Here is a 17,794-nt window from a genome sequence, read left to right as displayed (position 1 = left end):
TACAGATGGTAACGATTATCAATTGCCATTCATGCCAACGACGCGAGGACGGCCAGCAGCCGGTCGATCTCCTCCACCGTGTTGTACACGTGCAGGCTCACGCGCACCGAAGCGTCCCGGCCGTCGGAGCCGGCCTGGCACAGGTTGTCGGCTCGCACCATGAAGCCGTGGCTGAAGAGGATGAACCCGAGGTCGTCGGAGGGGATGTCCCGGTGCCGGAAGGTGATGATGCCGCGTCGGCGCTGCTCGGCGGGCAGGGCGGAGTCGGCGGGCAGACTCGCCTGACAGCCGATGATCTCGTACGGCCCCAGAAGCGCGAGCCGGTCCGTCAACCGGGTGGCGAGCGTGGTCGTCCAGTGGGCGACGCGCTCGGGTCCGATCGTGTCGAGCCAGTCGAGGGCGGCCCGCAGCGAGACGATGCCGGTCGTGTTGGGCGTCCCCTTCCAGCCCTCCGGCCGGAACGTCGGCCCTCGCGTATTGCGCGCCCAGATCACGCCTGAGCCCGGCAGAGCCATCGCCTTGTGCCCCGAAAAAGCCACGAAGTCCACGTCGAGGGACGGGTCGTCGAGGTGGAGGGGCAGGTGGCCGACGCTCTGCGCCGCGTCCAGGCAGATGGCCACGTCCGGGCCGACCGCTTCACGGATGCGGTGCACGTTCATGTCGCCGCCGTAGACGTGGTGGACGTGGGTGGCGGCCACGAAGCGGGTCCGCGGGCCCACGGCCTGAGCCAGGGCCCGGTGGTCGTAGTCCCCGGAGCCCGCCTGACAGGGCAGCGCCCGCACGCGGACCTCGACGCCGCGCTCGGCCAGCAGCCGCCGGACCTCCAGCCAGGGGTCGAGGTTGGCCCGGTGGTCGGCGTACGGCACGAGGATCTCGTCCCCATCGGTGAGGTACGGCACGAGCCAGTCCCGGGCGACGGTACGCAGGCCCTCGGTGGTGCCACTGGTGAAGTGGACGCCCGAGCGCGCCGGGTCGGGGTCGTGGAGGAAGTCCTTGACCCGTTCCCGGGTCGACTCCACCAGTTCCGTCGTCCGGTTGGCCCAGGGGTAGGTGCCGCGGCCGGCGTTGGCGTTCGACGTCGTGAGGTAGGTCTGCACGGCCTCCAGGACGGCACGCGGCTTCTGGGACGTGGCAGCGCTGTCGAGGTACGCCAGCTCCGGGTGCGCGGTGACGATGGGGAACTGCTCTCTCGCTTCCTGCTGCCAGAGCGGGTTCTCGGGCCCAGGGGAAGGGAGCGGGCCGGCCGGGCTCATTCGCGCACCAGCGGTGCGCCCGCGTCCCGCCAGGCGACGATCCCGCCGTCCAGACTGCGGACGTCCGGGTGGCCCATCCGGGTCAGTGTGGCGGCGTAGCGCAGTGACTTCTCGCCGACGGGACAGGCGAGCAGTACAGGAGTGCGCTTGCTGAAGGGGAGCCCGCCGCGGAGCAGGTCCTCGAACACCTCGTCGACGATGTTGAGCGAACCCTCGATGTGCAGGGCGGCGTAGGCGTGCGGGCTGCGCAGGTCGACGACGAGGGGACGAGGATCGCCCTCGGCAGACCAGCGCCGGGCGTCGTCCACCCCGATGACGCGACCCTCCGCACGGGCCTCGGCGTCGGTGACGGCCACCGCGGACCGCCCACGGCCCGTTCGGCCCAGGAGGTCCGGGCGCCGCTGACGCACATAACTGAGATAGCTCTCGGCCCGGTCGCACACGATGAACACCGCCGTACGACGCTGCCCCGTCCCGTCCAGCTCCTCGTCGGCGTACCGCAGTTGCCGAACCGCCCCCTGGTAGGCGGCGCCACCGGTCGGGCCGCTCAGCAGTCCGCAGCGACGGATCAGGGTGATCATCCCGTCGATGGCCTCCTCCGAGGTGACCGACTCGATGGTGTCGTACGTCGCCGGGTCGAACAGGCCGACCTGGTGGACCTCGTCGATGGTGCGGATGCCCGGTATGAAGTCCGATTTGTGGGCGACCAGGCCGAGGACCCGCACGCGCGGGTCGTGCTCGCGCAGGACCCTGGCGACACCGGTCGACGAACCGGCCGTCCCCACGCAGGCGATGAACCAGTCCGGCGCCCGGCCGTCCAGATCCTTCACGATCTCGGGGCCGGTGCCCTCCGCGTGGGCCTCCACGTTGCGGGGGTTGAAGTACTGATCGGTGTGCAGATACGTGCTCCCCGGGTCGGAGAGCGCCCGGTGGAAGTGTGTCAGCGGGTCGTCCGTGTCGGTCGGATCGAGGCACTCGCTGCGCCCGGGAAGTTCCTCGATCTCGGCGCCGATGAGCAGCAGGAGTTCCTTGATCTCGGGTACGCGCATCCGGTTGGTGACGCTCTTGAACCTCACGCCGTGCATACCGGCCAGCAGAGCCAGCGCCTTGGCTGTGTTGCCACTGGAAAGCTCCACCACCGTCCCCTCGCTGTCGGCGGCAGCCTCCAGGTGGGGTCGGGCCATGTGCCAGGCGGGCCGATCCTTGACAGACCCGAACGGGTTGAGCATCTCCAGCTTGGCGTAGAGGTCGATGTTGCGCAGTCCGTGCACGGCGGGATCTATGCGCACCAGAGGCGTGTTGCCTATGGCCTCGGTGATGCTGTCATACCTCATCCGGCTGCTCCCCCACGGGTGTGATCGGCCAGTAGTCCTCGTCCGGGCACCAGTTCCAGGATTCACCCCGTCGCTCCACCGCGACCGTCCGCGCGACCGGCTGCCGCTGCGCGCGGTGGGCGTGGAAGTCCATCGCGTACCCAGCGGTGTTGACGAAAGCCAGCAGGTCCCCCGCCACTGGCAGCCGCGGCAGGTAGACCAGACGGCGCGTGATGAGGTCACCTTCCAGGCAGAGGTTGCCCGTCAGATAGACACCGACCGGCTCCCCGTCACCGGCTGCGGTGGTTCCACCCCGCGGCAGCAGGACAGGGTCCACCAGGACGCCGTGCTCCTCCAGGCTCATGTCACCCGCGTTCACGGCGAGGTGCACCAGGTACTGCCCGGAGTCCGTGTCCGCGGGGCGTACGTCCAACACACGCGCGAGCGACAGTCCGCACTGGTCGACGAGCGAGCGCCCAGGTTCGATGTACAGGTCGTGGAGGTGCTCCAGCAGGAGAGTGGCAGGCGGGCGGCCCAGCACCGGCGCGGGCAGGGAGAGCAGCTCGTCGAGGTAGCCGGGGCCTGCGGTGGGGCGGTGCGCGGGGTACAGCGCGGCGGCACCGCGCACCGTACCGCCCTCGTTGCGCAGCCCGTATCCGTGACCGCGCCAGGTCAACGGCGGGCGGACACCGAGCACCGCCTCCGTCAGCGCGGTGGTCCACCGCTCCCACTCCTCCGCCTCGGCGACGTAGCCGACGCCGAATCCACCCCCGATGTCGAGAGCGCGCGGCGCGAGTCCCCGTGCCCGGCACTCGTCCATGAACAGCACGCACTGCTCCAGCGCCCGCGCCTTCTCCTCCAAGCCGGTGGTGTCGAGGTGGTAGGCGGCACCGACGAACTCCACCGTCTCCGCGTTGCGTTCGAGCGCCGACAGCAGCGCCTCCGTGTCCCGTACCGAAGTGCCGAACCGACTGCGCCGGGAGAGCAGCCGGGTGCCCGCTCCCTCACGGCCGGAGGCGTACTCGAACCCCGACAAGCGCACCAGCACGGCGACCCGGCCGAGCCCGTGCGCGCGCACCAGGCCGGAGAGCCGTTCCAGTTCCCCGGGCGAGTCCACGTTGACGGTCGCCCCGACTCGGGCGGCCAGCCAGAGGAACGCGGCATCCTTGGGACCGGTGGCCATGATGCGGTCGCCGGTGAACCCGCAACCCAGCGCGTGCCTCAGCTCCGCCACGGAGGCGACGTCGACGCCGACGGCGGCCGGGTCCTCTGCCGCCAGCCGCCGCAGCAGGGCGCTGGAACGATTCGCCTTGTGCGCGAAGTACACGCGTCCGGTGAGATGGTGACGGTCGTAGACGGCGCGGAAGCGGGCGGCGTTCTCGGCCACGGTCTCGGGGAGCAGCACGTTGAGCGGCGAGCCCAGCGCGTCGACGAGCGAGTGCAGGAAGTCCCGGTCCGTCAGCAGTGCGGCGAGCGGCGGCTCCACCCTGGGCCTCAGATATAGGGGCGCGTCCACGTAAGACCTCTCCCGGTGTCGGCCGACCACCGAAGCGGCGATCGCTCGGGAGTAGTCGTTTCCAGGTACAACCGCTCCTAAGCGTCACCGGTCCGGTTCCCGGAGCACAGTCCTGTGTCGCGGAAGGAAGCTCTGAGGCTGCGGTAGAGCGTGCTGCCGTGGTTGCGTGTGCCCTAGCCGTCGCGGCGTCGAGCCGGGACGGCGAGGGCACAGGCGCGGTCAGGGTGTCAGTGTCCGGCGACGACGCCCGACAGTTCGTTGGTGCTCTTCGGCAGGGTGACGGAGGTGATCTTCTTCCCCGTTTCCACGTCGATGGCGTGCAGTGCCTTCTTGCCGGGCTCGGAGACGTAGGCGACGTGTCCGCGCACGAACAGGGTGGGCCGGGCCTGCTGCCAGTCCAGCGGTTCCTGCCACTCGCCCACGACGGGGATCTTCTTCTCGATCTTGCCGGTGTCCGGGGTGATGACGTGGATGGCGCCGTCGGTTCCGAGGACCAGGGCCTCGCCGTGCGGGCCGCGGGCCAGCGAGCGGAAGGAGTAGCTGGTGCCCAGGTCCACCAGGCGCAGCTTCTTCTTCTCGGTGTCGATGAGGGAGACGCGGGTGGGGCGTTCGAGCTCGGCGTCGGGGTCGGTCTTGTAGTCGCCCAGCAGAACGGGCGAGGCGTCGCTGCCGGCCTGGTTGCCGATGCGGCCGTAGTCGTCGGGGGAGTCGATCTTGGTGAACTTGCCGTCCTTGTAGATCAGGATGCCGTCCTCGCAGCCGACGCCGACGGCTTCGTTCTTCGCGGCGGCTTCGCCGTGGACGCCGGGGCAGTCCTCGTTGCGTGCGATCTCCTTGTTGTTCCGGTCCAGCACCAGGGCGCCGGTGCGCTTCTCCTCGGTGCCGAGGGTGCTCACGAGGTTGCCGTCGGCCAGTTCGATGGCGACACCGTGGTGCGCCTCGGCGGAGGTGTACGTGCGCCCTGACGGCTTCTTGCCGCTGCTCAGTGCGGTGGGGTCGAAGACGTTGACCTCTCCGGTGCCGTCGGTGAAGAGCACCGTCTTCGCGGCGTGACGGACGACGTGGCCCGGCTTGGCGCCCTTGTACTCGATGTCGGTGAGGGCCTGGTCGGTGGCGTTCAGGACACGGAATCCGCTGTCCGTGGAGACCATGACGTGGTCCTTGTCGCCTGCGGGATTGACCCGGTTGAAGCCGGGCAGGTCAATGGTCTTGGCGAGCTTCAGGCTCTCGCCGTCGAGGATGTAGAGGCCGCCGTCGAAGGTGGCGACCAGCGGCTCCTTGACCGCCACCGCGGGCGTGGCGTCGGCTGTTTTGCCGGACTTGGTGTCGGCGGAGGAGGAGGTCTCTCCGCCGCACGCGGTCAGGACCGTGGCCGTGGCCAGGGCCAGTGCCGTGCCTGTGAGAGCTCTGCCGCGTATCGACTTGTTCATGGGTGTTCCTTTCTGCGCCGCGCGGTGGCGGCATGGGGGCATGACGATTCGGCGCCCGACGGGCGGGTGTGCCGGGAGGATCGGGGATCAGGATCTGGTGATCAGGCGCCGGTCAGGCCGTTGACCATGGCGGTGGTGTTGGCGCGCATCATCCGCAGGTAGGTGTCGGCGCCCGCGCCCTTGGCGGTGAGGGACTCCGAGTGGAGTTCGACGACGCGAACCCCGCCGCCCATCTCCGTCCGCAGTACCTCGGCGAGCCGTTTGGGCTGGGAGGAGTCGGCGAAGACGGTGCGTACGCCGGCTTTCTCCATCGCCTGGGTGAGGGAGCGCAGGTCCGAGGAGCTGGGTGAGGCCAGGGTGGTGCCGCTGGGGATGACCGCGCCGATCACCTCGAAGTCGAAGCGGTCGGCGAGGTAGCCGAAGACGTGGTGGTTGGTGACCAGGGCCCGGTGGTCGGCGGGTACTCGGTCGAAGGACTTCTTCATCCAGCTGGTGAGGTCGGTGAGTTGCTTCGCGTAGCGGTCGGCGTTGGCCCGTATAGTGTCGGGGTCCACGCTGTTGACGTGCTCGATGACCTGGTCGGCTATCAGGCCGGTGACCTTGTGCATCCGGTCGGGGTCGGTCCAGAAGTGCGGGTCGGGCTCTCCTTCCTCGCCCTCGGGTCCGCCGTTGTCGGCGGTGTGGAAGGTGAGCGGGTCGGCCGCCTCGCCGGCGGCGAAGGTGGCGACACCGGACGCGCGGGCGGCGTCCACGTGCCGCAGGACGTTCTCCTCCAGGCCCAGGCCGTTGTAGACGACCAGGTCGGCCTGTTCCAGCTCGGCGGCCTGCACCGCGGACAGTCCGAAGGAGTGCGGGTCGGCGTTGGGCTTCATCAGGACGGTGACGTCGGCCTCGTCGCCGACGATCTCGCGGGTGACGTCGCCGAGGATGTTGGTCGTGACGACGATGCTGGGCCGGTCGTCGTCGGTGGTGCAGGCGGTGGCGGTCATCGCTGTCACGAGGGCGAGGAGGCCCGCGATCAGGTGTCGGGGGCGAGTGGTGCCCGCCCTCGCTCGTCGCTTCGCCGCGGTTCGGCTCATCGACCGGCCTCCGCCATGAGGACCGGCTGGACGTCCAGGTCGAAGGTGCGCGCGATGCGCAGGCCGTCGTTGTAGTCGATCTCGAACACCTTCTTTCCCTCGGGGTCGTTGACGTAGGCGCGGCTGCGGTCGACCTCGATGACGGGGGCGTTGCCGTCGGAGCCGTCCGGCTTCCCCGGTGTCAGCAGCGGCTTGGTCCGTGCGGTCTGCTTTCCGGTCGCGATGTCGTAGCCGTGTACGGAGCCGTCGGTCTCCAGTACGAGCAACGGGGAGCCCTCGCCTGCCGTGTTGACCGCGACGACGGGCCCGGTGTCCACCTGCTTCCAGGTCCGTTCGGCGACGTCCAGGACCCAGACGGCGTCGCCTCCGGCCGGGGCGGTGAGGGTGTCGCTGCCGGGACGGTGGCGGAAGGTGGTGGCGCGTTCCTGTCCCGGGACGGGCTTTCCGTACGGGATCTTCTCGGCAGTGAAGGCACCGTCCTGCGCACGCACGAGCAGGGCTCCGTCGGCACAGCCGAGAATCACGCCGCGCCGGGTGACCGCGTCTCCTCGGGGGGCTTCGCACGTCACGTCCGGGGAATACACGCGTTCGCCCTCGCGGTCGAGGACGACGAGTTCCGTGGTGCCGCCCCTGTTCGCGAAGGCGAGCAGGTGTTCCTCGTACGGCACGACCGCACCGGTGTAAGTTCCGCGCAGCGTCCGAGGAGTCGCGATCCGCCCCTTCTCCAACGTGCCGCGGTCGTAGAGGACGGTGCGGCCGTTCTCGTCGGTCACCGCGGTGACGGCGACATCACTGCGTATCTGCGCTTGGCTGCCCGCAGGGATCTCGCCCACGTCCCGCGTCGGCGCACTGTAGTAGTGGACGTGGTCGCCGTGGTCCACCATCCACGCGCCGCTGTCGAGCACATGGGTGCCGTCGGGCGCCTGAAGGAAGCCGAACCTTCCGTCCATGCCCAGCCGCACGGCATCCTTCACCTCGGCCGTCCTGTGCACCTTCCCGGTGACGAGGTCGAGGACTCCGGTGTTCCCGCTGTCGGGGTCGTTCAGGAGGAGCCGGGACTGCTGCTCGGCGGCCTCCTTCGCTCCCTCGACGTACCCGTGCGGAGTGGCGGACGGGGTCTTCGCCTCGGGTCGTCCGGCGCTGGGCTCCTCCCCCGCGCAACTCGTGGTGAACAGCGCGGTGAGCACCAGTGCGGCCGATGCCCACGGAGTGACGTTTCTGCGGACGGTCATGATGATCGCCTCTGGCTTCTTTCAGTTGACTTCGAGCAGGGGTGCCGTGGAGTGGACCTGACGCGTACGCCGGTCACGCAGGCCGGACAGGACGTGGGAGACGAAGAACAGGCTCACCGCGAGGGCCGCGACAGTCGCGCCGGCCGCGGTGCTCAGATGCCAGGACAGCAGCAGGCCCCCGAACGTGGCCAAGGTGCCGAGCAGTGCGGCGAGCACCATGACTCCGCGCACCGTGCGAGCCCAGGGCAGAGCGGCCGCCGGCGGCGCGATGAGCAGCCCGAGGACGAGCAGCGTTCCCACGATGTGGAACGAGGCGACGATCGCCAGGCCGAGCAGGCCGAGGAGCACGGCGTGGGCAAGGCGCGGTCGCAGCCCCAGAGTGTGGGCCTTGCGCGAGTCGAACGCCAGGGCCAGGAAGGCGCGATGACCGAGGACCGACACCGCCAGCGCCGCGAACAACGCCGCCGCGAGCACGAGGAGATCCTGCTGCCTGACCGCGAGTACGTCCCCGAAGAGGAATCCGGTCAGGTCGACCGCGAACGACTGCGAGCGCGACACGATGATCACGCCGAGCGAGAGCATGCCGACGAACAGCAGCCCGATGCCGGTGTCCTGCGACAACCTGGGCGTACGGCCCAGCGCGGTGACGCCTGCTGTCATGACGACGGCGCTGACCACCGCGCCCGCCATCAGATTGCCCCCGAGGAGCGCGGCGACCGCGACCCCGGGCAACAGCCCGTGGGACATGGCGTCACCGAGGAAGGCCATCCCCCTCAGCACCACCCAGGTGCCCGCCAGCGCACAGATGGCGGAAACCAGCATCCCGCCCCACAGAGCCCGCTGCACGAAAGTCACCTCGAACGGGACCGTCAACCATTCCATGCCCCGGACACTACAATGAAAACCATGTTCAACACACCACACCCCTCGACCACCTCACCCCTCGACCGGACCACCACCCTCCGCTTCTCGGAACTGTGCGCCGGCTATCCAGGGCGCCCAGTCCTCCACCAAGTCAGCGGAGAAATAACGAGGTTGACCACGACAGCACTCGTCGGCCCGAACGGCAGCGGCAAGTCGACCCTGCTCGGCGTGCTCGCCGGTGTGATCAAGCCGACATCCGGCGACCTCCTCCGCACCGGTGACCGGCCGCCCGCTTTCGTACCGCAGCGCGGAGCAGTGGGCGACACTCTTCCGCTCACCGTTCGGCAGACCGTGGAGATGGGCCGCTGGGGCGAGCGCGGCCCATGGCGCCGACTGACCGCACGTGACCACGCGACCGTGGACGCGGCCCTCGACCGGCTCGGCATCGGCGACCTCGCCCCACGCCAACTGGGCGAGCTCTCGGGCGGACAACGGCAACGCGCGCTCATCGCCCAGGGACTGGCGCAGGAATCGGACCTACTGCTCCTCGACGAGCCGACCACCGGCCTGGACCCGGAGGCGAGGGACCGGATCGGGGCACTATTGACGACGCTCGTCGCAGACGGGGTGACGATCGTCCAGGCCACACACGACCTTGAGGTCGCGCGCACGGCGGATGCCTGCCTGCTGCTCCAGGACGGCCGCCTCGCCGGACAGGGACGTCCGGACCAGGTCCTCACCACGGCGTCGCTGACACGTATCTGGCAAACGCTCTGAGGAGCCCGGCGCACGCAACCGCGACGGCCATGGCGGCACGGCCAAGCGGTGCGTAGGGCCCAGGTGTTCGACCCGCACAGCCAGCAGGTCGAGTCCCGCACGCCCGCCTGTCCGACGGGCATTCACGCCGGACGGGCAGACTGTGGCGCGCGTCGACTCAACTCCTGAGTCCGCGCAGCTAGTGCTGTGACCGCTATGGTTCGCCAGGTTGAGAGGGAGGACCGTGGTGTTCGTCGAGATCGTGTTCGTGGGGCTGCCGATCGATCGTGACGAGGTCGAGGAGGCTCTGGAGACGGCGTTCGCGCTCGACGGCGAGGTCACTGGCGCGGGCAGTGGCATGGGTCGCTGCCATCTCGATCTCGAAATCGCGGAGGACTCTGACCCTGCTGCGGCCCTGGAACGGCTTCGGGCGGTGCTCTGTCCGAGCTCGGGGTCGCGGACTGCGCGACCTTGAACGTCAGTGAGTGATCAGGCCGCGATTCGCGCGCGTCCGCCCCAGCGGATGCCCTTCTCGCTTCGGCCCCGGCCGCGTTCACGGCGCTCTGCCGCCAGGACGTCCCGGTGGCGGGCATTGGCGTTGCGACATTGCAGGTAGGCGTGCAGGGCCCGGGTCTGGGCGGTGTGGTTGCGGTGGTTGAAGTCGGCGATCGTGAACTGTCGCAGCGGCCCGAAGTGGGCCTCGATCGGATTCGTCCACGACGCATAGGTCGGGGTAAAGCACAGCTCGACGCGGTTCTTCTGCGCCCAGCGCCGGATGGTGTCGCTCTTGTGGCGGACAGGTTGTCCAGGATCACGTAGATCGGGCGCCGTCCGGGCGGGCCGCCCGAATCGACCTGAGGGCGGCCAGCGTGTTGCCGGCGCCCTTCCTGAGTCGGTTGACGCCCCACAGGGTGTCGTCGCCGACCGAGTAGCAGCCGTGGAAGTAGCGGACCTCGTGGGTGCGGTGGTAGTCGCAGGGTGCCGTTCAGGATGTCCGGCCGCGGCCCAGCCCGAACCGCCGGTGGGCCTGATTCCCAGCGGCCCGAACTCGTCGAACGCGAAGACCCGGTCGGGGAAGCGGTCCAGGACGTGCTCGATCCGGTCGAGCTTGGCGTCGCGGTCGGGTCCGGTGACTCCTTCCAGGTCTTCGTGCGCTGGAAGATGACGCCGCGCCGGGCGAGCAGGCACCGTAACGCCTCGCGGCCGATACGGATGACCCGGCCGTGGACGCGGTGCAGGTAGATGACGAGCTTGCGCAGGGACCAGCGGGTAAAGGGCTGGCCGAGCTTGGCCGGGCGGGTGGCGCTGGCTACGGGCGCAGGTGGCGGCCATCGTCTCGGCGTTGCCGAGTGCTGGCGGGTGCCTCCCGTTCTCGTCGACATCGAGATCCGGGCTCAGCGAGCGCCTTCCGGGGCCGTCGACAACTGCTGTCGTGTGACGTCGACAAAGCCAGGAGGGATCAGCGGTGTCTCCTGGACGCTACCAAGCGTTCGCCCGCCGAGCGCCCATCTCGGCTCCCTCACATAGGCGTGCGCCGTAGGAGCCGGGGCACGCGACCGGTGATGCCCCGGGTTCCATGGAAGCGGAGGCCGGGGCGGGCTGTGCCGTACCGGGCCGGGCGGTGCCGTGGCTGCGACCACCACCCGGCCCGGAGTTTCAGTTGTGAGCGGCCCCCGCGGATACCGGTTCGGGCTGCTCGTGCTCGCACGCGTCCTCGATGCCGTAGGTCTCCCAGGCGGGGAACGCGTCGTCGTTCGGCGCCGGTTCGCCGTCGGCCAGCAGACAGTCGGTCAGGGCGGCCTGCAGCCTGTCGGCCTGCAGTCCGGTACCGATGAACACCAGCTCCTGCCCCTGTGAGGTGCCGGCGTCGCGAGCCCCCGAGGGCTCGAAGCGGGCGACGGAACCGGCCTGCGACCACAGCCCCGTCACCCGCGGTCGGCTGGCCAGCCAGAAGAAGCCCTTGGAGCGGAGTACCTGCCCGAACTGTCCGCTGTCGAGCTGCTCGGTGACCAGGTTCCACAACCGGTCCGGGTGGAACGGGGCGTCGGCGCGGAAGACGGTGGAGGAGATGCCGTACTCCTCGGTCTCCGGGACATGGTCTCCGTTGAGTTCCCTGACCCAGCCCGGAGCCTGCTGGGCGCGCTCGACGTCGAAGAGCCCGGTACCGAGCACGTCACGCAGGTCCACCGCGCCATGGCTCGCCGGGACGATGCGGGCAACGGGGTTGAGGCGTACCAGAGCGGCCTTGAGCCGGTCGGCGTCCTCGGCGGCGACGAGGTCGAGCTTGTTGAGCACGATGACGTCGGCGAACTCGATCTGGTCCATGAGTAGATCGCTCACGGTGCGCTCGTCGTCCTCGTACTGGTCCAGTCCGCGCTCGGCCAGTCCGTCGCCGCCGGTCAGCTCCGGCAAGAAGTTGGCCGCGTCGACAACGGTGACCATGGTGTCGAGCCGGGCGAAGTCGCCCAGGGTGGCACCGTCGTCGCGCGGGAAGGAGAAGGTGGCCGCTACCGGCATCGGCTCGGAGATACCGCTGGACTCGATGAGCAGGTAGTCGAAGCGGTCCTCGCGGGCCAACCGGTCGACCTCTTCCAACAGGTCGTCGCGCAGAGTGCAGCAGATACAGCCGTTGGTCATCTCGACCAGGCGCTCCTCGGTACGCGACAGCGCCGCTTCGCCGCCCCGGACGAGAGCCGCGTCGATGTTGATCTCGCTCATGTCGTTGACGATCACGACGACACGAAGACCTTCGCGGTTGCCCAGGACATGGTTGAGCAGGGTGGTCTTGCCCGCGCCGAGAAATCCGGAAAGCACGGTGACAGGCAGACAGTGGTGGCTCACGTTCGCTCAGCCCTCGGGGTGCAGCAGGCCGCGCTCATACGCCTTGACCAGCCGCTGCGGCACAAGATAGCTGGAGCCGTCCACCGTGATCGGCGCGAGCTGCGGAGTGCTGGCCTTCCACTGGGCGCGGCGGTGGCGGGTATTGCTGCGGGACATCTTCCGCTTGGGAACAGCCATGGGGGTCTCCTCGATCCTTGACGCCGATCAGGCTACATGAAAATGAATGCCATTACGACCTGCGTGCCCACTCTGAATGGCACAGTTGGCAATGACCTGCACCAGGTCCCAGCCGTCGTCGAGCTCAGCCGACACATCCTGCGCGTCGTACGCCAGAACTACGACCTGGCCGTCGGTGTCAACCTGGTCGTGCCTCCTTGCCGACGCAGGAGGCACGACCAACCCGGCCCTCGCGGCTTTGCTGCACAACACCAACAGCATCGCCGTCGTGGTCAACTCCCCGCCACTGGAAGCACGACGCTTCCGCCGATCCATGCTGCGAGCCGGGAAGTCACGGACATCGGCCGTCCGGAATGCCGGTCAGCGGGCGGTGGAGTTGCCGGCGTAGGGCAGCAGGGCCATCTCGCGTGCGTTCTTGATGGCGGCGGCGAGTTGGCGCTGCTGCTGGGCGGTGACCCGGGTGACGCGGCGGCTGCGGATCTTGCCGCGGTCGGAGATGAACTTGCGCAGCAGGTCGGTGTCCTTGTAGTTGATGTACGTGATCTTGGCCGCGTCGAGCGGGTTGGGGCGGGACTTGGCGGGCTTATGGGGTTCCTGGCGGCGGGCCATGGCGGCTGCTCCTTGCGTAAGGAAGGTCGTCGAGGGGTCAGGCTGGGTCCAGGAGCGCGTCGAAGGCGGCGGGAAGGTGCTTCCACGCGTCGCGCCCGGCCGCGTACTCGGCATCCGTCAGAAGGCACGACTCAAGGAGCTGTTCGAGCCCCTCTCGGTCGAGTCCGGGGGACGTGAAGACGAGGTGCTGGCAGCAGTCGCCGTGCTCGGGGTGCCAGTCCAGTGCTGCGGCGGCCTGCCGGATGGGTGGGATCATTTCCCAGGCGGCGTCGGGCAGGGAAGCGAGCCATGGTCCGGCGCTTTCCACACACAGCGCGCCGCCCGCGGCGTCCCAGGCGAGCAGGGTGTCCGGGCGGTCGGCGAGCCAGAACCGGCCCCGGCTACGCGCGGCCGCGCAGCACAGGTCCTCCAGCGCTTCGTACAGACGCGCGGGGTGAAAGGGCCGGCGACGGCGCCAGACGAGCGTGGTCACCCCGGCCTCTTCGGCCTCCTGAGGCAAGAGCGCGCAGGCCGGATGTTGCGCGGCGGCGGCAGCCTCGACGTCGAAACCGGCAAAGGCGATCTCGGCGAGTTCGCCGGAGTTCACATCCACTTGGCGGGCGGCGGGGTGGAGTTGGGTGAGGAGTGCGTGGTCCTCGCTGTCCGCTTCTTCGTTGTCGACCAGGGCGAGGACGGGCGCGTACTCCAGTTGGCGGGCGAAGGTGTCGCCGATGGTGCGCTGGTCGGTGGGGGCGGCCTCCAGGCCGGCTTCGGCCAGGTCGTCGCCGTTGGCCAGGTAGGGCAGCACGAGCGCCGGGTCCACAGCGGTGATCACGTTCGTGAGGCTCAGGAGGTTGCCCGCGTGAGCGGCGACCACCTCCGCCATCGCCTTCGGTTCGACCGAGTCCCACAACTCGACAACGGCTAGCCGGGTCAAACCGCTGTGGGCCAGCCGCTCCAGCTCGGGGACGAGATCCTCACGCAGCGCGCAGCAGGCGCAGTCGTTGATCAGCGGCGTCTGCTCCCGAGCGAGGTCGCCGGAGGCGTCGCGGGTCAGGCGGTGTACGGCTCCGTCCCCCGCGCCGGTCAGGTCATGGTGCAGAGCGACGCTGCCGGAAACGGCCCGAAGGAAATGGTCGACGACCTCCTTGCGGGCGTCCGCATGGAGCCCGGCGACGAGGACGACGGGTAGTCGGCGATCCTGCTCCATCAGCGGGCCCCGTAGCGGCGCTCGAAGCGTTCGACACGGCCGGCGGTGTCCAGGACGCGGGCGGCGCCGGTGTAGAAGGGGTGACTCACCGAGGAGATCTCGACGTCGACGACCGGGTAGGTCTCGCCGTCCTCCCACTGGATCGTCTTCTCACTGGTCATCGTGGACCGGGTCAGGAAGGCGTGGTTCGACGCGGTGTCGCGGAAGACGACGGGGCCGTAGTCGGGGTGGATGCCGGGCTTCATGGCTGGGTCTGACCTTTCGGGGCCGGTCGGGGGACGAGAGGTGTCAGCGCTCTTCGCGGAAGTCCACGTGGCGGCGTGCGACGGGGTCGTACTTGCGCAGCACCATCCGGTCGGGGTTGTTGCGCCGGTTCTTGCGGGTGACGTAGGTGAAGCCGGTGCCCGCGGTGGAGCGCAGCTTGATGATCGGGCGGAGTTCATTGCGTGCCATGAGACTAGTATATGGGAATGATTTCCATTACCAATAGGTAATGGACCATGAGAGAGGCAGGTTCACCCATGTCCGCCCACTGCCAACTGACCGGCGCGAAGCCGGGCTTCGGCAACGCGATCTCCCACTCGCACCGGCGCACCTCGCGCCGCTTCAACCCGAACATCCAGCGCAAGCGCTACTGGCTCCCCAGCGAGGGGCGCAACGTCCGCTTGACCCTGAGCACCAAGGGGATCAAGACGGTGGACGTGATCGGCATCGAGGCGGCCGTGGCTCGGATCCGGGCGCGCGGAGGGCAGGTCTGATGGCGAAAAAGAGCAAGATCGCGCAGAACGAGAAGCGTAAGGCGATCGTCGAGCGGTACGCCGCACGGCGGGCCGAGCTCAAGGAGATCATTCGCTGCCCCTCGACACCCCAGGAGGAGCGGGGGGCCGCACTGGCGGAACTGCGCCGCCAGCCGCGCGATGCCAGCGCCACCCGCATCCGCGACAGCATGGACGGCCGCCCCCGCGGCTACCTGCGTAAGTTCGGCCTCTCCCGGGTCAGCACCCGGCAGCAGGCGCACGCCGGCTTCCTGCCCGGCGTGACCAAGTCCTCCTGGTGAGCAGGGTCCGCTGACGCCAGAGACGTGACCGCACCCCACTGCCGCGCATCGCGGCCGGCGTTGACACCGCCGCGAGCGTGGCCCGTCGAGGCCGACGGGCCGCGATGGGTGCTGCTGCGGCACCTCCATGGACCGCGGTCGGCGGGCATTCGCATGCCGCATGCCCGCCGGCGAGGGAACGACATACCGCAAACCGGGCCCTGACTTGCGGTCTCGCACGTCGCGAAGGCGTGCACTTCGCCGGATCCCGACGGCGGTGTCATGGTCGAGACCGAACGTCGTGGTCGAGACGATGGACCGTTACAACCCGTGCAACAGTCATCCCCCCGCTGCGGCGAGCAGCAGGCGCAGTGAGGCGACCTCAAACTGCTGCAGAAGACTGGCCGCTACCCGCACCAGTCGCACTGCGTCACGGACGTCAACACATCCGGATACAGCGGAAGGCACATCGTTGTGACCGCCTGGAAGGCGTTCCACATGGACCAGAAGTACTTCCTGTGCAGCAACGTCACCTTCAACTGAGGCATCCGGCGCATCTCGTCCGTAGGCGCAGGCCCCGCGAAGAACGGCCCTCCATCGCGCGGGGCCTGCGCACTCCACCACCTGCCACGGCGGGCCCCGCCGTCAGCCGTACAGGCTGACCACTGTTACGTCAGAGCGGGGCAACATAGCGCAGGATCGCCGGTTAGCCAAACCGGCGATCTCGCGCATCATTGATAATCCGCCACCACGACCCTGGGCTAATCATCACAGTCAGACCGTGCAGCAAATTCCAGTTCCCCACCCGCAGTCACCCCGTGCAACTGACCGCCCATCAGCAAAGTCAGCAAGAGGTCAGCACCCGTCCGCAATGGCTGTTCCAGATTGTCTAAGTCTGATGAAGCCCAGCAACCCAGGATCCTTTCTGACCTGCGTCGATGCAGCACTGAGGGTTCCTGCTACACGTCGTTTCTCCTGTCATGCGATCAGGCTGTGACCGCTCGTTCGACCAACGTCAGCGCCCGGTGCGGGAGTTCCCCCCGGTCACGGTGTCCGCCGCCGAGCCACACGACACGCGGGTCGCGGCGGAACCACGAGTCCTGACGGCGGGCGAAGCGCTTGGTGGCGCGCACGGTCTCGGCCCGCGCGCCGTCCTCGGTGCACTCCCCCGCGAGCGCCGCGAGGATCTGCTGATAGCCGAGGGCCCGGGAGGCGGTGAGGCCCTCGCGCAGCCCGGACGCCTCCAGGGTGCGCACCTCGTCCACGAGCCCCGCCTCCCACATCCGGTCGACGCGCAGGGCGATGCGCTCGTCGAGTTCGGGGCGGTCCACGTCGACGCCGATCTGCACGGCGTCGTAGACCGGCTCGTCGCCGGGGAGGTTGGCGGTGAAGGGCTTGCCGGTGATCTCGATGACTTCGAGGGCGCGGACGATACGGCGGCCGTTGCTCGCCAGGATGGACCGGGCGGCGACCGGGTCGGCGGCGTCGAGACGTGCGTGCAGGACGCCGGAGCCGCGCTCGGCCAGCTCCGCTTCGAGGCGGGCGCGCACCTCGGGATCCGTACCGGGGAACTCCAGGGCGTCGATGGCGCCCTTCACGTACAGCCCGGAGCCGCCGACCAGGACGGGCGTGCGCCCTTCGGCGAGCAGCCGGTCGATCTCCCGGCGGGCCCGGCGCTGGTACTCCGCGACGCTGGCGGCCTCGGTGACGTCCCAGATGTCCAGCAGGTGGTGCGGCACGCCGTCGCGCTCGGGGAGCGTCAGCTTCGCGGTGCCGATGTCCATCCCCCGGTAGAGCTGCATGGAATCGGCGTTGATCACCTCGCCGCCGAGCCGCTGGGCGAGAAAGACCCCCAGATCCGATTTTCCGGCCGCTGTGGGGCCTACGACGGTGATGACGCGGGGGGCGGGAGGGCGAGGGGTCACCGGGACAGTCTCCCAAATATCCGGGCCCTCCCTAACACTCCGGGTGGTGCCATCGGAGGAGTAAAAACGGCAGGAACGGACAGGTGACGGACAATGGGGGCGGGAGCACGTTCCCGCGAAGACAGTCCTCCACACTGCACGGAAGGTGACCCAATGGGGTTCCTGGACAACCTGAAGGCCAAGCTGGGACCGGCCAAGGACAAGGTCGGCGACCTCGCGCAGCAGCACGGGGGCAAGATCGAGCAGGGCCTCGACAAGGCCGCGCGCACGGTCGACCAGAAGACCAAGGGCAAGTACAGCGACAAGATCGATTCGGGTACGCGCAAGGCCAAGGAGGCCGTGGACAAGCTGGGCCAGAAGGACGGCGGTACGCCCGGTACGCCTGGCACCCCCGGCGCTCCGGGTACGCCCGGCGGCGCCCCCGGCAACACGCCTCCTCCGCCGCCGTCCGCGCCCTGACGCAGCGGTCCTGCCCCCCCGGAGAACCGAAAGAACGCCACAGCCAAATACCGAAACCGCAAAGCCATGAGCATCCGACAAGGAAATATCAAAACTCGGGCAATGGGAGTTGGAG

Annotated in this window: 19 protein-coding genes and 1 pseudogene; 5 read left to right on the top strand and 15 right to left on the bottom strand. The window is 69.0% G+C overall.

Annotation, left to right across the window (positions count from 1 at the left end; all coding sequences use genetic code 11):
* Positions 1 to 29: 29 nt before the first annotated feature.
* The 7 genes from ACFWM7_RS04465 to aztB form a co-directional block, all read right to left on the bottom strand.
* Complete coding sequence (locus ACFWM7_RS04465) at positions 30 to 1,253, bottom strand: aminotransferase class V-fold PLP-dependent enzyme (protein WP_383254987.1); 1,224 nt, start codon at positions 1,251 to 1,253, stop codon at positions 30 to 32.
* Positions 1,250 to 2,587 (bottom strand): pyridoxal-phosphate dependent enzyme, encoded by a 1,338-nt coding sequence (locus ACFWM7_RS04460; RefSeq protein ID WP_383254985.1) that lies wholly within the window; start codon positions 2,585 to 2,587, stop codon positions 1,250 to 1,252. Before ACFWM7_RS04460 ends, ACFWM7_RS04465 begins: the two co-directional genes overlap by 4 nt.
* Positions 2,577 to 4,082, bottom strand: coding sequence for a Y4yA family PLP-dependent enzyme (locus ACFWM7_RS04455; RefSeq protein ID WP_383254983.1), 1,506 nt, complete (start codon positions 4,080 to 4,082; stop codon positions 2,577 to 2,579). Before ACFWM7_RS04455 ends, ACFWM7_RS04460 begins: the two co-directional genes overlap by 11 nt.
* A 227-nt stretch (positions 4,083 to 4,309) precedes the next feature.
* Positions 4,310 to 5,512, bottom strand: coding sequence for a zinc metallochaperone AztD (aztD, locus tag ACFWM7_RS04450; RefSeq protein WP_383254980.1), 1,203 nt, complete (start codon positions 5,510 to 5,512; stop codon positions 4,310 to 4,312).
* Positions 5,513 to 5,613: 101 nt separating this feature from the next.
* Positions 5,614 to 6,591, bottom strand: coding sequence for a zinc ABC transporter substrate-binding protein AztC (aztC, locus tag ACFWM7_RS04445; RefSeq protein ID WP_383254978.1), 978 nt, complete (start codon positions 6,589 to 6,591; stop codon positions 5,614 to 5,616).
* Positions 6,588 to 7,823, bottom strand: a complete 1,236-nt coding sequence (locus ACFWM7_RS04440; protein WP_383254976.1) for a hypothetical protein — start codon at positions 7,821 to 7,823, stop codon at positions 6,588 to 6,590. Before ACFWM7_RS04440 ends, aztC begins: the two co-directional genes overlap by 4 nt.
* A gap of 21 nt (positions 7,824 to 7,844) precedes the next feature.
* Entirely contained in the window at positions 7,845 to 8,705 is an 861-nt protein-coding gene (aztB, locus tag ACFWM7_RS04435) for a zinc ABC transporter permease AztB (RefSeq protein WP_383254973.1), read from the bottom strand.
* A 15-nt stretch (positions 8,706 to 8,720) separates the two neighbouring features.
* Here aztB and aztA point away from each other — a divergent pair, with 15 nt between their 5' ends.
* Positions 8,721 to 9,464, top strand: coding sequence for a zinc ABC transporter ATP-binding protein AztA (gene aztA, locus ACFWM7_RS04430; protein ID WP_383254971.1), 744 nt, complete (start codon positions 8,721 to 8,723; stop codon positions 9,462 to 9,464).
* A gap of 226 nt (positions 9,465 to 9,690) precedes the next feature.
* On the top strand, positions 9,691 to 9,918 hold the full coding sequence (locus ACFWM7_RS04425; protein ID WP_383254969.1) for a hypothetical protein: 228 nt from the start codon (positions 9,691 to 9,693) through the stop codon (positions 9,916 to 9,918).
* A gap of 14 nt (positions 9,919 to 9,932) precedes the next feature.
* On the opposite strand, the pseudogene ACFWM7_RS04420 reads toward ACFWM7_RS04425, so the two are convergent.
* The 7 genes and pseudogenes from ACFWM7_RS04420 to rpmG form a co-directional block, all read right to left on the bottom strand.
* Positions 9,933 to 10,750, bottom strand: a pseudogene (locus tag ACFWM7_RS04420) (IS630 family transposase); the annotation flags it as partial.
* Positions 10,751 to 11,099: 349 nt separating this feature from the next.
* Positions 11,100 to 12,284 carry a GTP-binding protein gene (locus ACFWM7_RS04415; RefSeq protein ID WP_383254967.1) on the bottom strand — a complete coding sequence of 395 codons (1,185 nt, stop codon included), beginning with the start codon at positions 12,282 to 12,284 and terminating at the stop codon, positions 11,100 to 11,102.
* 6 nt (positions 12,285 to 12,290) lie between these two features.
* Positions 12,291 to 12,461: a 50S ribosomal protein L32 gene (rpmF, locus tag ACFWM7_RS04410; RefSeq protein ID WP_383254965.1), complete on the bottom strand. Its 171-nt coding sequence runs from the start codon at positions 12,459 to 12,461 to the stop codon at positions 12,291 to 12,293.
* Between the two features lie 360 nt (positions 12,462 to 12,821).
* On the bottom strand, positions 12,822 to 13,070 hold the full coding sequence (gene rpsR / locus ACFWM7_RS04405; RefSeq protein WP_383254963.1) for a 30S ribosomal protein S18: 249 nt from the start codon (positions 13,068 to 13,070) through the stop codon (positions 12,822 to 12,824).
* A 37-nt stretch (positions 13,071 to 13,107) separates the two neighbouring features.
* Positions 13,108 to 14,259, bottom strand: coding sequence for a CobW family GTP-binding protein (locus ACFWM7_RS04400; RefSeq protein ID WP_383254961.1), 1,152 nt, complete (start codon positions 14,257 to 14,259; stop codon positions 13,108 to 13,110).
* Positions 14,259 to 14,504: a type B 50S ribosomal protein L31 gene (locus ACFWM7_RS04395; RefSeq protein ID WP_383254959.1), complete on the bottom strand. Its 246-nt coding sequence runs from the start codon at positions 14,502 to 14,504 to the stop codon at positions 14,259 to 14,261. The genes ACFWM7_RS04400 and ACFWM7_RS04395 overlap by 1 nt, the downstream gene beginning before the upstream one ends.
* 43 nt (positions 14,505 to 14,547) lie before the next feature.
* Complete coding sequence (gene rpmG / locus ACFWM7_RS04390) at positions 14,548 to 14,712, bottom strand: 50S ribosomal protein L33 (protein ID WP_383254956.1); 165 nt, start codon at positions 14,710 to 14,712, stop codon at positions 14,548 to 14,550.
* A gap of 68 nt (positions 14,713 to 14,780) precedes the next feature.
* Here rpmG and rpmB point away from each other — a divergent pair, with 68 nt between their 5' ends.
* The gene (gene rpmB / locus ACFWM7_RS04385; protein WP_215040312.1) at positions 14,781 to 15,017 is read left to right on the top strand and encodes a 50S ribosomal protein L28; all 237 of its coding nucleotides are present in this window, start codon (positions 14,781 to 14,783) and stop codon (positions 15,015 to 15,017) included.
* On the top strand, positions 15,017 to 15,316 hold the full coding sequence (rpsN, locus tag ACFWM7_RS04380) for a 30S ribosomal protein S14 (RefSeq protein ID WP_383254953.1): 300 nt from the start codon (positions 15,017 to 15,019) through the stop codon (positions 15,314 to 15,316). Before rpmB ends, rpsN begins: the two co-directional genes overlap by 1 nt.
* 965 nt (positions 15,317 to 16,281) lie before the next feature.
* Here rpsN and miaA read toward each other — a convergent pair.
* Positions 16,282 to 17,220, bottom strand: coding sequence for a tRNA (adenosine(37)-N6)-dimethylallyltransferase MiaA (miaA, locus tag ACFWM7_RS04375; RefSeq protein ID WP_383254952.1), 939 nt, complete (start codon positions 17,218 to 17,220; stop codon positions 16,282 to 16,284).
* A gap of 153 nt (positions 17,221 to 17,373) precedes the next feature.
* Here miaA and ACFWM7_RS04370 point away from each other — a divergent pair, with 153 nt between their 5' ends.
* Entirely contained in the window at positions 17,374 to 17,679 is a 306-nt protein-coding gene (locus ACFWM7_RS04370) for an antitoxin (RefSeq protein ID WP_383254950.1), read from the top strand.
* Positions 17,680 to 17,794: the final 115 nt, after the last annotated feature.

It is taken from the genome of Streptomyces sp. NPDC058375, from assembly GCF_042723425.1.
GTDB lineage: Bacteria > Actinomycetota > Actinomycetes > Streptomycetales > Streptomycetaceae > Streptomyces > Streptomyces durocortorensis.
This window is presented reverse-complemented; position numbering and strand designations above follow the sequence as displayed.

What these genes read in the sequence shown, in the direction of transcription:
- aztC (WP_383254978.1), bottom strand. Translation starts at nt 6,591, where the DNA reads ATGAGCCGAACCGCGGCGAAGCGACGAGCGAGGGCGGGCACCACTCGC.
- ACFWM7_RS04440 (WP_383254976.1), bottom strand. Translation starts at nt 7,823, where the DNA reads ATGACCGTCCGCAGAAACGTCACTCCGTGGGCATCGGCCGCACTGGTG.
- rpmF (WP_383254965.1), bottom strand. Translation starts at nt 12,461, where the DNA reads ATGGCTGTTCCCAAGCGGAAGATGTCCCGCAGCAATACCCGCCACCGC.
- rpsN (WP_383254953.1), top strand. Translation starts at nt 15,017, where the DNA reads ATGGCGAAAAAGAGCAAGATCGCGCAGAACGAGAAGCGTAAGGCGATC.
- ACFWM7_RS04465 (WP_383254987.1), bottom strand. Translation starts at nt 1,253, where the DNA reads ATGAGCCCGGCCGGCCCGCTCCCTTCCCCTGGGCCCGAGAACCCGCTC.
- aztA (WP_383254971.1), top strand. Translation starts at nt 8,721, where the DNA reads ATGAAAACCATGTTCAACACACCACACCCCTCGACCACCTCACCCCTC.
- rpmG (WP_383254956.1), bottom strand. Translation starts at nt 14,712, where the DNA reads ATGGCACGCAATGAACTCCGCCCGATCATCAAGCTGCGCTCCACCGCG.
- rpmB (WP_215040312.1), top strand. Translation starts at nt 14,781, where the DNA reads ATGTCCGCCCACTGCCAACTGACCGGCGCGAAGCCGGGCTTCGGCAAC.
- ACFWM7_RS04395 (WP_383254959.1), bottom strand. Translation starts at nt 14,504, where the DNA reads ATGAAGCCCGGCATCCACCCCGACTACGGCCCCGTCGTCTTCCGCGAC.
- ACFWM7_RS04460 (WP_383254985.1), bottom strand. Translation starts at nt 2,587, where the DNA reads ATGAGGTATGACAGCATCACCGAGGCCATAGGCAACACGCCTCTGGTG.
- aztD (WP_383254980.1), bottom strand. Translation starts at nt 5,512, where the DNA reads ATGAACAAGTCGATACGCGGCAGAGCTCTCACAGGCACGGCACTGGCC.
- ACFWM7_RS04370 (WP_383254950.1), top strand. Translation starts at nt 17,374, where the DNA reads ATGGGGTTCCTGGACAACCTGAAGGCCAAGCTGGGACCGGCCAAGGAC.
- aztB (WP_383254973.1), bottom strand. Translation starts at nt 8,705, where the DNA reads ATGGAATGGTTGACGGTCCCGTTCGAGGTGACTTTCGTGCAGCGGGCT.
- ACFWM7_RS04400 (WP_383254961.1), bottom strand. Translation starts at nt 14,259, where the DNA reads ATGGAGCAGGATCGCCGACTACCCGTCGTCCTCGTCGCCGGGCTCCAT.
- rpsR (WP_383254963.1), bottom strand. Translation starts at nt 13,070, where the DNA reads ATGGCCCGCCGCCAGGAACCCCATAAGCCCGCCAAGTCCCGCCCCAAC.